The organism is Flavobacterium sp. TMP13 (genome assembly GCF_050847115.1).
Taxonomy (GTDB): Bacteria; Bacteroidota; Bacteroidia; order Flavobacteriales; family Flavobacteriaceae; genus Flavobacterium.
In genome coordinates this window covers 2,878,079-2,890,797 of sequence record NZ_CP193656.1, presented here as the reverse complement: position 1 = coordinate 2,890,797, position 12,719 = coordinate 2,878,079, and the positions used below count along the sequence as shown (strand labels likewise).

Genomic DNA, 12,719 nt, shown 5'->3' with positions numbered 1-12,719 from the left:
TTCTCAAATTTATGGAGTGATTAGTACATCAACATTACGACTATTCGTTTTTTCAGAAAGTACAATTCCGTCTTTCATCAAAATTGTTTTTTGCGAAAAAGAAGCATCATAATCAGAGTGTGTAACCATCAAAATGGTAGCGCCATTGGCATGCAAATCGGTCAATAATTCCATTACTTCATTTCCGTTTTTACTATCAAGATTTCCTGTAGGTTCATCGGCAAGAATAATTTTCGGATCATTAATTAATGCTCTTGCTACTGCAACGCGCTGCTGTTGTCCTCCAGAAAGTTGTTGCGGATAATGTTTCAACCGGTGCGAAATATTTAGTTTTTCGGCAATTGCTGCTACTTTTTGTTTTCTTTCTGCTGAAGGAATTTTGCTATAAATCAACGGTAATTCAATATTATCATACACTGATAATTCATCGATTAAATTGAAGTTTTGAAAAATAAATCCGATATTTTCTTTTCTCACCTTCGATTTTTGCTTTTCTTTCAAACCCACCATTTCCTGATCGAGTAATTGGTAACTTCCGCTAGAGGCGCTATCTAATAATCCCACAATATTCAGCAAAGTCGACTTTCCACTTCCTGAAGCGCCCATAATCGAAATAAAATCACCTTGATTAATGGTTAATGATACGTCGCTTAAAGCTTTGGTTTCAATTTCTTCGGTTCTAAATACTTTTGAAAGGTTTTTGATTTTGATCATACTATTCGTTTTTTGATTGCTGTTATTTTTTTAATATTCACTAAGAACTAAGTACTACTTACTTCTGCTTATTCTAAATTTAAAACTTCAACTTGCTTGTAATCTTTATAAGAGGATGTAATGACTTTTTCTCCCGGTTTTAACCCTTCCAAAACTTCATAATACAACGGATTTTCTCTTCCTAATTTAATGGCTCTTCTTTCTGCTTTGTTTCCTTTAAGCACAAAAATCCATTTTCCTCCCGTTTCTTCATTAAAACTTCCCTTTGAAACGACAATTGTTTTCGATTTTTCAGATAAATTTAGTTTTACACCAAAACTCAATCCTTGCTTTAAATCCAATTTTTCTTTTGATATGAAATCCAGTTCGACTAAAAATCTTCCGTTTTTTATTTCTGGAATTACTTTAGTTATTTGAACTGCTATGTTTTTATTGTCAAAAATAACCGTTCCTTTTTGCTGCTCGGAAATACGATCCAAATAAAACTCATCCACATCTGCTACCAATTTGTACCCTTTACGGTCATCTATAATTCCGATCGTAGAATTTTGAGAATAATTTTTTCCAAGAATAGGTTCAAATGAAGACAATCTTCCGGTAAGTGGCGCCGTAACCAGAAAGTTTTTTTTGTTAGTTCTTAAAATTTCAAGACTTTTATTCATTACTCCAATTGCTTGATTGAATTGTGCAATTTGTACTAAATTGGCTTGCTTTTCTTTACTTACACTCTGTTTTATAATTCCCATTCGCTCTTGTTGAAAACGAAAATTTTCTTTGGTTTTGTTCCACTCACTTTTAGCTAAAATTTCTTGTTCAAATAAATTTTTATTCAAATCAAATAAATTTTTGGCGTCTAGATAATCGTGTTCTATTGCAATCAAATCTTTACTAAGATTTAATTCTTGGTTTCTCAAATCGAGTTTCGCTTTATTCAAATTATTAATTTGCTCAATAATAGCGGTTTCTTGTTGCATGTAGGCCAATTCTGAATTAGGATTGTACAATTTTGCTAACGGTTGTCCTTTGCTTACTTCATCACCATTTTCGACAAAAATTTCCTGAACAGATCCGCCTTCAATAATATTAATCAACATCGAGTTTAGCGGAACTGCCTTTGCTTGAAAAGACATAAAATCTTCAAAATAATTACCTTCGACTGATTTTATCGAAATTTCATTTCTTTTTATGGTAAGACTTCTCTTTTTTGTTGCCGATGTAAAAACGACATATCCTAAAATCAAGATAATTGCTAATGCGATTAATACGTACTTATTTTTGTTACTTTTACTTTTAATGACGGTGTCCATTGCTACTTATTTGTTGTGTATAAAGGGATTTTCGTGCCACTGATTTAAAAACAACAACTAACTGATTATGAGTAAATTAAAATAAATTAATTTTTTTAACTGTTCATTAATGAACACCTTTTGATCGGAACCGAACACTATACATTAGCATGTGTTTTAATTAACGCTTCAGAAAATAAAATATCAGCCTAAAATGAAAAAAACAAATGCCTCCATTTTAATAATCGACGACCAAGAAGACATACTTTTTGCTTCAAAAATGTTCTTGAAAAAATATTTTGAAACTATTTTTACACTCAGCAATCCAAAAAATGTAGTCGATTTATTAGCTCAAAATACGATTGATGTGGTTTTATTAGACATGAATTATCGCATAGGTTTTGAAGATGGTAAAGAAGGTTTGTATTTATTGAAAGAGATAAAAACACTTTCGCCACGAACAGTAGTTATTTTAATGACGGCTTTTGGTAAAGTAGAAACCGCTGTCGAAGGCTTAAAATCGGGCGCATTTGATTATATTTTGAAACCGTGGGAAAATGAAAAATTGCTCGAAGTGGTCAAGCAAGCCGTACACAAATCCCGCAAAGAGCAAAAAAAATGCGATACTAATAACCCCGCTCTTGATTTTTTTACAGGAACTTCAGACGAAATAAAAAAAGTTTATGCTGTGGCAGATAAAGTAGCCAAAACCGATGCAAACGTTTTAATTTTAGGCGAAAACGGAACAGGAAAGTTTGTTTTATCTCATTATATTTTCAGTCAATCCGAACGAAAGGAAAGTCCATTCATTCATGTTGATTTAGGTTCTTTAAACAGTTCTATTTTTGAAAGTGAACTATTTGGTTATGCCAAAGGCGCTTTTACGGATGCTAAAGTAGATACACCCGGACGTTTTGAAATGGCGCAAAATGGAACGATTTTTTTAGACGAAATCGGAAATGTGCCGCTTCATTTACAATCAAAATTGCTGCAAGTTATTCAAACCAAAACAGTCACTCGATTGGGCGAAGCGAAACCTAGACCTTTGAATGTAAGGATTATTACTGCGACAAATTTGAATTTGAAGGAAGAAGTAGCCCAAAAAAATTTCAGAGAAGATTTGTATTACCGCATTAACACGATGGAAATTATCTTACCGCCTTTGCGAGAAAGAGAGGCTGACAAAATACCATTAGCTGACTATCTTCTGCAAAAAATGAGTATTAAATACCAGCGAGAAGCCATTACTTTTGACGAAAAAGTATTCGCAGCAATCGAAAAACACGCCTGGAATGGTAATATTCGAGAAATGGAAAACAGAATAGAACGTGCAGTAATTTTATGTGAGAACAATACAATTACTGTTTCTGACTTAGATTTAGAACAACTAATCACTTACGAAATAAATGCAACGGATCATCAACTTTGGTCAATTGAAAAAAACACCGTTGAAAAAGCGCTCCTAAAAAACAATAATAATATCAGTAAAACGGCAGAAGACTTAGGATTATCAAGAGGTGCATTGTACCGCCGTTTAGAGAAACATAATATTAGTAACACTTAATATGTTAACATCTTTCAAAATTTACAATTTGCTTTTTGCTAGATTGATTCTGATTCTTTTAATCAGTTCAATGTCTATTTTTTTAATTGAGAAAGAGCTTATTTTTACTTCTATTTTTATAGCTTTTGTAGTGTTTCTGCTTATTGTAGAACTTTATTTTCATGTTAAAAATGTATTTTCTATTTACGACAGAACTATTACTTCCATCTTAAAAAATGATTTTACTGCTGACTATTCAACCTATAGCGGCTATAAAAACTATGTAGAATTGTTTCAATTATATGAACGTTTAAAAAGCAAGGAAAAGGAAGAAACTTCCAAAGACATCGTGTATCGCTCGATTTTAAATAATATAGAAAGTGGTATAATTATTCTGCAAAAAGAAGAAACCGATTGGAAAATATTTTTGATGAATGATTACTTTTCTAAACATTTTCAAGTTCCTAAAGTATCCAAATGGAAATACCTTAAAAATCAATTGCCGTCTTTATGCCAGATCATCGAAGATCATCATTTTCAGGAACTTAAAACTTCATTAGAAATTCGTGTCAATCAGCAAGAGAACCAAACTTTTGCGTTGCAAACGGCAAGAAATGAAATTTACAATCAAGATTATTTCATTGTTTTATTGGACTCCATACAGAATGTAATTGAGAAAAAAGAAAAAGAAGCGTGGATTAATTTGATGAAAGTGATTTCGCATGAACTTTTAAATTCCATTACGCCAATTCGATCGCTTTCGCAAAATTTACAAGATGTAGTACAGCAAGAAACTATTTCTACAGAAGATTTAGACGACATGAAAAATAGCGTCGCGGCGATGCTTAGACGAAGTGATCATTTGCAGCAGTTTGTAGAAAGTTATCGCAAATTAGCGATGTTGCCGTCGCCTAAGAAAGAAAAAATTAAGCTTCAGCAACTGATGGACAATAGTCTGCAGTTGATGGCACCACTTTTTAAACAAGAACAAATTGAAGTAATCAACACCATTTCTTTAAACCAGAACTTGAATGTTGATCTCCAGCAGATAGAACAAGTTTTAATTAATTTATTTACCAATTGTAGGTACGCGTTAAAAGAAGTAGCACACAAGCAAATCTATATTTCGGCTGAAGCTAAAGAAAATAGAGTTTTTATATACATTTCAGATAATGGAAACGGTATCGAAAAAGAAATTGAAAATAAAATATTCTTACCTTTTTTTACTACTCGTAAAGAGGGAGCTGGAATTGGCTTGACTTTATCCAAAAACATAATCGAGTCACACGGCGGATATTTGGCTTATCGAAATGAGAACAACAAAACTACTTTTGTAATTTGCTTAGTTGATTTGTAACATTAAAAAAAACAGCAAAATCGGATACTTTTGAAGGTTTTAAAATTTTATAATTTATATTTTGCTACTCTTTAAAATCAAGTAATTTTAATATTGCGGCTTTCTTTTTGATCACAGTACTATCCGATTTTTTCTGTAGGCGTTCGTAGTCTGTAAAATAGAATTTATATTTCGCTTTTGATAGTTTGATCTTAAAATCATCAAAATTACTCCCTTTTACATCTACTCCTGTTTTAAACGGAATCGGTGATTTGAGTACAGAAATATGATAATTATAACTCAAATCTAAGTTCTGAATTCCGCCAATTGCAAATTCGTATCGATCGATTGCAATAAGCGAAGGCAATAATTCTAACTTGCTGTCACTAATAATCATTTCGGCATGTAGCGATTCTATTGGGTTTTTCTCTTTTGACTTAAACATAAATGTCTTCGCCAATTCCCTAAACGTCTCACTGTCAAAAGCCATTATATTAGTGGCTTGTAATCCAGCGACACCTTTTATAGTCTCGCTTTTCATTTCCATATTCTTGTCTACTTTTGCGAGTCCTTTAATTCTAAAATCGACCAAACCTTCAAAAGATTTGATCACTGGAAATAGCGAGTCCAACACCGGAAGCATTTCGGCCAAACGTGACATTTCTACTTTATTCAAATTAAAATCAAGGTTTACATTTGCCTCTTTTTCGTTGAGATAAGTGTAGCTTACATTAGTGGACAATTCAGCAGCGAGCGTTTTCATTTTGGCATTAGAGAGTTTTACCTTTCCTTCTTTTACTATTATATTTCCCCGAATATCGTCAATGTCCATTGTTCCAAACTTCAACTTGTTAATGTGGCTGTCAAAAACAAAATCAATATTTTTAGGAATTTGAATAATCTTTTTCTCTTCTGAAGTTTGCGGCACTGGCGCATTTAAAATTTCAGCTGGCGAAGATGCTATTGGTTCTTTTTCGTCTTTTACTACTTTTTGTGATGCTTGATTGAAAGCGGTCATCAATTGATTGGTATCAATAAATTTTGAATAGAGAGACAATCGAGCCGTTACTTTTTCGTCTTTATATTTGTCTGACAGTAGCCCTTTTACATTGTCAATAGACCCTGTAAGAGTTACATCTGATTTACCAAAAGTTAACTTGGCATTTCTTAATTCCAGCAATTTTTCTTTCAGCGTAAGCGTGGTGTTTTCTATTTTTATGGGCATTCCCAAACCTGGTGCGTAAGCCATCATTTGTTCAAACTGAACAATTCCGTATGGAATCCATTTTTTCTGACTGTTGCGTTGTAATTTTACGGTGTACTTTCCGCCTTTGATACCTGCAAAATGTTTATCGACGTAAATACCCAAACTGTCTAATTTAAAATTAGAACTTATAGAGGCTTTGGATTTATCGGTGCGATTCCCTTGTACGTTTACTGCTATTTTTCCGCCTTTTAGTTCTGCTTTTTTATTCAAACCTGCCTGAAATGTAATTGTTCCTGTTTGTACATCTGCTTTAAGTACTGATTTGTCAGCGAGCGTACGATCTATACTAAAATTCATTTTAAGTTGATCGGCCTTTACATAGTGATTTGCTGATTTTTTCAACTCCATTGCTTTGATACCAATAAAGCCAGAAAGTACTTGCTCGCTTTTTAATGCACTGTTAAAATCGAGTTGTTTTACTTTCAGCGAAAGCGAATCTTTGCGAATGGTTATAGTAAGATTATTTACTAAAGCTTTCCCTTTTATTTGCAGTGAACTGATGTCTTGTTCCTTAATATCATTGATATTAAAAGAGGTTTGCATATCAATATTTATGTTTCCTTGAGCGGTCACATCAGGACTAAACGGGATTACTTTATTGAGTTTTGTAATGTCTACGTTTCCTTTTAAGATAGTTTTTAGAAACGGATTTACCATTAAATTTTCGACTGCTAAATTTCCTTGCAAATTAATCCCAAAACCTTTTAAGTCTAGGTTGCTAATAGTAAGATGAGAACTTTTTTTGTCTTTAAAGTCAAGCCTCAACTTTACATCGGTGGCAATATGATTGATGGATCCTGGATAATCGACATACTGAAATTCTCCGTTTTTAATACTCGCATGAAGTTGGGTAAGCGGATAAACATTTTTGCCATAAAACCCCTTTATTGTAGCAAGAAAAGTTACTTCGCCTTTCACGTTTATTTTTTCTTTCTGAACAATTTTTTCAGGAATCAAATCTAATACCGATTTCAAATCGGGAACTTTTAGTCGCAAAGTTAAATCTGTGGCGAATTTTTTACCCACCATGTCCCTCTTAATAAAGCCATTTACCAATAAATCGACACCATTAATATTGATTCCTCCCTTGGTAAATAAAAGCTTGTGTTCTTTTCGCAAAAACGTCAATTCGGTATTAATTCCGCCTTTAGAATTTTGTAAGAGCTTGAAACCTTCTTTTACAAATTTAATTTTCTTTATATCTGCATTTAACGTGCAAGCTATCTTTTCTTTCTCATAACTCATTTTAAAATTGGTAGAAAGGCTATCAATACTAAGTAAATCGTTGGTTACTTGATTGGCATATTTAACTTGTATTCGATTGAGATTTAATTTTTTAATATAGAGCTCGTTAATTTTAAAATCTGACTCCGGGTTCTCTACTTTTTTGTCCTCTATATTTTTTGTTTTCAGTATATCCCAGTTGAGTTTGCCGTTTTTATCAATTAACACGTTGACAGATGCTTGGCGAAGTGCTATGTTTTTGATGTCTATAATTTTATTTAGCAACAGCTTTCTAACGTTAAACTCGGCATTACAAGAATTTAAAAGCAGTAAAGTATCCTGCTTATTAGTTAGTTTTCCCTTTTTTATTTCGACTCCAAAATTAGGAAAAGAAGAGAAAAAAGTAAATTCGGCACTTTCACAGTAAAACTTCCCTTCGATATTTTCGTTGACAATTTTAACTAACTCTGGAGTCAGTTTTTCTGGAGTAAAGACAAAGTTAACAAGCGCTCCAATAGCCAAAATTACTATTAGAAATATACTAAAAACGGTACATACAGCTATTTTTAGCCACTTCTTCCAACCCCTTAATTTTCCCGCTTCCTTCATTGTTTTTTTATTCTATTATTATAAAAATATAATTCTTTGTCGAAATACATTTAAAAATTTGTCTTAATGTTTTTGATAAAACAAATGCTGGTCAACACTATTTTCAGCAAAAGCGTAACAAATCTTTTTATTTCGTTGACGCAGATCGACTTGAAGCGGTGGCATAAAAAATAATTTTTAAAATTCAAATAATAATTAATTTGGCAGAACTTAAAACTCAGAAAATTCTACGGCCAAAATTTAAAATTTTTAGGGCAATAAAAATACTCTAAAAGTGGGTAATTGGTACAAAGTGGGTAATTTTTACACACTTTAAAAATCTGGCACCAAACACAAAGATCTGATTTACAGCTAGAACTAACTTCGGAACAAAACTTGCTTAGTTGTTTGAAAACAATTACACATCATTTTTAGTTCTTTATATGAAAACACAAACCCTCACTCCTACAGACATTTTATTGGATACTGAACAAACAGGTCCTATAAACGCAACAGATCATTCTAAAAGCGTTATTGCTAACCGAATCGTTTTAACAGCAACGATGTTATTGTTATTTGGTGGTGCTGCACTAGTATATTTTTTGCAACCTCATTTTTACAATTTTAACGAAAGCAGGATCAATTCGCCAATTGGCTTAACTTTTCTTGCAGTAACATCAGCGTTGCTACTATTTAAAGTTTCGTTTTTATTGTACAATGTTTATTTATACTTTCAATACAAACCAATTGCATCTGTAACCGATGAATTGTTGCCAACTTGTACGATAATCGTTCCCGCGTACAACGAAGGAAATTTAGTATATGACACCTTATTGAGTATTGCCAATAGTGATTTTCCAAAACATAAATTACAAATTTTAGCAATTGATGATGGAAGTAAAGATGACACTTGGTATTGGATGAATAAAGCCAAACAAGAATTAGGTGACCAAATAGTGGTTTTTCAACAACCTGAAAACAAAGGAAAAAGACATGCACTTTACCGTGGTTTTAATTTAGGAACTGGTGAAGTTTTTGTAACCATCGACAGTGATTCTATTATTAAACCAGACACATTAAGAAACTTAGTAAGTCCGTTTGTGACTGATAAAAATTGTGGTGCTGTAGCAGGAAATGTTCGTGTATTAAACAACAAGACTGCTATTTTACCTAAAATGTTAAACGTAAGTTTTGTAATGAGTTTTGAATTTGTAAGATCAGTTGAAAGCCAATTAGGAAGTGTATTGTGCACGCCTGGTGCTTTGGCAGCATACAGAAGTTCTTCTGTATTTAAATGTCTTCCAGATTGGATTAATCAAACCTTTATGGGAGAAGCTTCAGACATTGGTGAAGATCGAGCAATGACCAATATGATTTTAAAACAAGGTAAAAAAGTGCTTTTTCAAAGAAATGCTTTAGTTTTAACTGACGTGCCAGAAAAATATAAGGGATTGTACAAAATGTTCATCCGTTGGGGAAGAAGTAACGTTCGTGAAAATTTGGTTATGGCCAAATATGTATTCACAGATTTCAAGAAAGAGTCTAAAGTTGGCACGAGACTATTGTTTACAAATCAGTTTTTAAGCATTTTAATGACGTATCCTTTCTTACTTTTTATGTTGTACTTTATTGTCGTGCATCCATTGCTATTTTTAAGTTCTACCCTATTAGGAATTTTAATTGTATCTAGTTTTCCAGTATTGTTTTATGCCAAAAGATACAGTGCTTCCGAATCTTTATGGGCATACGCTTATAGTGTTCTATACACTTTTGGATTGTTCTGGATTCCGCCTTATGCGATTGCAACTGCAGGACGTAGTGGTTGGTTAACCCGCGAACTACCTCAGAAATAAAACTACAAACTAACTATATTTCCCTCAAGAGCCACTTTTTTAAGTGGCTCTTGAATTTTGCAATAAGCTATAAAAAAACGTCTCAAAAATTAATTGGAGACGCTTGTTGTTTGATTTATTTTCTTGTGTTATGCTTAGTACTGTAGCTTTATAATCTCATTCTTTACCGGCTATATTTTTGCTAAGTGATCCTTTAATATTTGCATGCAATACCATTCTTGTCTTGGTAAATGAAAGGGACCTTTAAACATATTTCCTTTGGCAGTTTGTGCAATCGTACCATCTTTATGCAAATAGCCGAACCATTCTCCGTTTGCTGCATCGTGAAATTTACTATACGCATACTCGTGGACCATTTTGTGCCATTTAGCATATTTTTCGTCACCGGTCATGGTATAAGCCAAAAGAGTGGCTATGATTACCTCATTATGAGGCCACCAAAACTTCATGTCTTGCCAATATTCTTGTACAGGTTTATCATAAACATCACGGTAATATAAAATTCCGCCATGTTCTTTGTCCCAGCCGCGTTCCCACATGTAATCTAGCATTTTGCAGCCTAGAGCAATTAACCTCGCATCATTATTTCTATACTTTGCTTCGTGCAAAATAAACCAAGCGCCTTCAATCGCATGGCCAGGATTTAAAGTACGTCCGTCAATATGATCGATAATTGATCCGTCTGGCGCGACTTGTTCCATGACACATTTAATGTCGTCTTTTACAAAATCAATCTCTATTTCATTGATCCATTTATCAATGTATGCGTCACACCGAGGATCGCCAATAGTTTCTCTCAATTGCTGTGCGGTATTCATCATAATCATCGGCACTCCGATACCTTTACTGGGACGAGTGGATGTGAATTTAGGTTCTAATAAACCGGGTGTGCTTGAATATTCAATACATTTCCCAAATAAATGACGTGCTTTTTCGGCCACAGCTTCATCTCCGCTTGCTTTTGCGTACGAAGCCATTGCAATAACTGCAAAAGTTTCTGAAAAATAATAACGTCGCTTGCGAATGGGTTGCCCTTCACGAGTTACGTGAAAAAACATTTGTCCATCCGTGTCGAAACAATGCTTGTTTAAAAAATCAATTCCAGACTTAGCTCCATCAAGCCATTCTTGCTTGGGCTCAATTGTATTATACAAGGTAGCCAAAAGCCAAGCAGCGCGACCTTGAATCCATACTGCTTTATCATCATCTAATAAACTGCCGTCTTGATCTCGCATTAGCAAATAGCCACCAAATTCAGTGTCTAAAGAGCGTGGAAACCAAAATGGAACGGTGTCATTTAGTAACTGATTCTGATAAAAATCTTTTAAATCTCGTAGATCTGTCGTTGAGTAATTCATCTTTTAAAAGTATTTTTAGTTGGATTTTTGAAACCCATCTGCTTGATTTAATTTTTTTATGTTTTCGAAATCATCCACTAATCTATTGTTAGAATGCATTGATTATCAAAAATTGCTTTACAGCTGCGTTTTATTTTTTAAAAGACGTACAAAATTTATAATTAAAACATTTTTCTTAAACCATCATAAATAAATGCTGAGGTGAAAGTTAAATTCACCTCAACAAATAAATAAAAACAAAAAAAAAATTAATGAAAAATCAATTATTGAATCTGTAGCGAACATTTGATTGCACATTCAAATATTAATCGTCTACAAAATCATTTACTTTTGGACGTAGAAAAGTAATTTGAACTATTAAAGCAATCAAGACAATGCCTGCCATAAAAGCAAATCCATTACCCAGAGTTCCGCTGTCTGAATATTTACCTAATAAAGAAGTTACTAATGCGCCACAACCCACTCCAGTCATATTTAACACGCCATAAGCAGTTGCTCTGTATTTTGAAGATACAAATTGGCACAGTATAGGCATATTATTTGCATCAAACATACCGTAACCAACACCAAAACAAAGCGCCGCTCCTACTACATTGAATAAAGAATGTCCAAAACCAATAAGTAATAAGGCAGGAATAGTTAAGGCAATACCAATGGCACTAGTGTAGACGCGACCTTTTATATTTTTTTGAACCCATTTATCTGATAAAATTCCGCCAAAAATAACACCTATAAAAGCAGATACCGAAATGGTAATTGTGGCTAACGGTCCCGCTTGTTCCATAGGGATATTTAGATTTTGAGAAAACAAAGTTGGCAGCCAGTTTTTGGTGGCCCAACCCGGTAAACTAGGAATCGCAAAATAAAATAAAATAATCCAAAATGACATATTTGTAAACAATATACTCAGTCCCTTTAGTACACTTTCTTTTTCCTTTTTTGGAGCAGCAGCTGTAATTTGCGGTTCTACGTTTTGATGTTTAAATTCTTTTAACAGAAAAACTAAAACTATAGAATATACAATTCCGATTAAACCAAAATAATGAAAAGTAGTATGCCATGAAAATGAAGCAGCTATTGTAGCTCCAAAACCCCCGATGGCCGAACCCATATACAATCCAGTCATGTGAATACCAATGGCCAATGATCGTGTCTTTTTTTGATGGTAATCAGCAATTAGTGACAATCCTGCCGGAATGTATAATGCCTCACTAACTCCCATAAGTGCTCTTAACCAATACAACTGATTGTATGTTGTAGCTAATCCCATGGCATAAGTCACTGCAGACCAAACAAAAAGGCTACCAACAATTAACCATTTTCTATTCATTTTGTCGGCAATAATGCCCGACACCGGACTCATTAAAGCATAAATCCACAGGAATATAGCCATTAATCGACCAAAATTTTCTCCCGATAATAATTCTGGAATATCGGTTTCCATCGATGGACGCATTGTCGCCAACATTTGTCTATCCATGTAGTTCAACAAAGCGACAATCCATAGCAATGCTACTACTATCCACGGATAATATTTTGATTCTTTCATA

At 33.5% G+C, this 12,719-nt stretch carries 8 protein-coding genes; 3 read left to right on the top strand and 5 right to left on the bottom strand.

Going from position 1 to position 12,719, the window contains the following annotated elements; all coding sequences use genetic code 11:
• Positions 1-9: 9 nt before the first annotated feature.
• On the bottom strand, positions 10-714 hold the full coding sequence (locus ACRASX_RS12545) for an ABC transporter ATP-binding protein (protein WP_432221472.1): 705 nt from the start codon (positions 712-714) through the stop codon (positions 10-12).
• A gap of 68 nt (positions 715-782) precedes the next feature.
• The gene (locus ACRASX_RS12540; RefSeq protein WP_432221471.1) at positions 783-2,021 is read right to left on the bottom strand and encodes an efflux RND transporter periplasmic adaptor subunit; all 1,239 of its coding nucleotides are present in this window, start codon (positions 2,019-2,021) and stop codon (positions 783-785) included.
• 193 nt (positions 2,022-2,214) lie between these two features.
• Between ACRASX_RS12540 and ACRASX_RS12535 the strand changes: the two genes are divergently transcribed.
• Together ACRASX_RS12535 and ACRASX_RS12530 are read left to right on the top strand one after the other, a co-directional pair.
• Positions 2,215-3,564 (top strand): sigma-54-dependent transcriptional regulator, encoded by a 1,350-nt coding sequence (locus tag ACRASX_RS12535; protein WP_432221470.1) that lies wholly within the window; start codon positions 2,215-2,217, stop codon positions 3,562-3,564.
• A 70-nt stretch (positions 3,565-3,634) separates the two neighbouring features.
• On the top strand, positions 3,635-4,900 hold the full coding sequence (locus ACRASX_RS12530) for a sensor histidine kinase (RefSeq protein ID WP_432221469.1): 1,266 nt from the start codon (positions 3,635-3,637) through the stop codon (positions 4,898-4,900).
• A 64-nt stretch (positions 4,901-4,964) separates the two neighbouring features.
• Here the strand turns inward: ACRASX_RS12530 and ACRASX_RS12525 are convergent, their stop codons facing one another.
• Entirely contained in the window at positions 4,965-7,979 is a 3,015-nt protein-coding gene (locus ACRASX_RS12525) for a hypothetical protein (RefSeq protein WP_432221468.1), read from the bottom strand.
• A 422-nt stretch (positions 7,980-8,401) separates the two neighbouring features.
• Here ACRASX_RS12525 and ACRASX_RS12520 point away from each other — a divergent pair, with 422 nt between their 5' ends.
• Positions 8,402-9,811 (top strand): glycosyltransferase, encoded by a 1,410-nt coding sequence (locus tag ACRASX_RS12520; RefSeq protein WP_066306056.1) that lies wholly within the window; start codon positions 8,402-8,404, stop codon positions 9,809-9,811.
• Positions 9,812-9,981: 170 nt separating this feature from the next.
• On the opposite strand, the gene ACRASX_RS12515 is transcribed toward ACRASX_RS12520, so the two are convergent.
• Together ACRASX_RS12515 and ACRASX_RS12510 are read right to left on the bottom strand one after the other, a co-directional pair.
• On the bottom strand, positions 9,982-11,169 hold the full coding sequence (locus ACRASX_RS12515; RefSeq protein ID WP_432221467.1) for an AGE family epimerase/isomerase: 1,188 nt from the start codon (positions 11,167-11,169) through the stop codon (positions 9,982-9,984).
• Between the two features lie 304 nt (positions 11,170-11,473).
• The gene (locus ACRASX_RS12510) at positions 11,474-12,718 is read right to left on the bottom strand and encodes an MFS transporter (protein WP_066306061.1); all 1,245 of its coding nucleotides are present in this window, start codon (positions 12,716-12,718) and stop codon (positions 11,474-11,476) included.
• Between the last annotated feature and the right edge of the window lies 1 nt (position 12,719).

Coding starts and splice junctions, on each gene's coding strand:
- ACRASX_RS12510 (WP_066306061.1), bottom strand. CDS start 12,718: ATGAAAGAATCAAAATATTATCCGTGGATAGTAGTAGCATTGCTATGG.
- ACRASX_RS12540 (WP_432221471.1), bottom strand. CDS start 2,021: ATGGACACCGTCATTAAAAGTAAAAGTAACAAAAATAAGTACGTATTA.
- ACRASX_RS12520 (WP_066306056.1), top strand. CDS start 8,402: ATGAAAACACAAACCCTCACTCCTACAGACATTTTATTGGATACTGAA.
- ACRASX_RS12530 (WP_432221469.1), top strand. CDS start 3,635: ATGTCTATTTTTTTAATTGAGAAAGAGCTTATTTTTACTTCTATTTTT.
- ACRASX_RS12535 (WP_432221470.1), top strand. CDS start 2,215: ATGAAAAAAACAAATGCCTCCATTTTAATAATCGACGACCAAGAAGAC.
- ACRASX_RS12515 (WP_432221467.1), bottom strand. CDS start 11,169: ATGAATTACTCAACGACAGATCTACGAGATTTAAAAGATTTTTATCAG.
- ACRASX_RS12525 (WP_432221468.1), bottom strand. CDS start 7,979: ATGAAGGAAGCGGGAAAATTAAGGGGTTGGAAGAAGTGGCTAAAAATA.
- ACRASX_RS12545 (WP_432221472.1), bottom strand. CDS start 714: ATGATCAAAATCAAAAACCTTTCAAAAGTATTTAGAACCGAAGAAATT.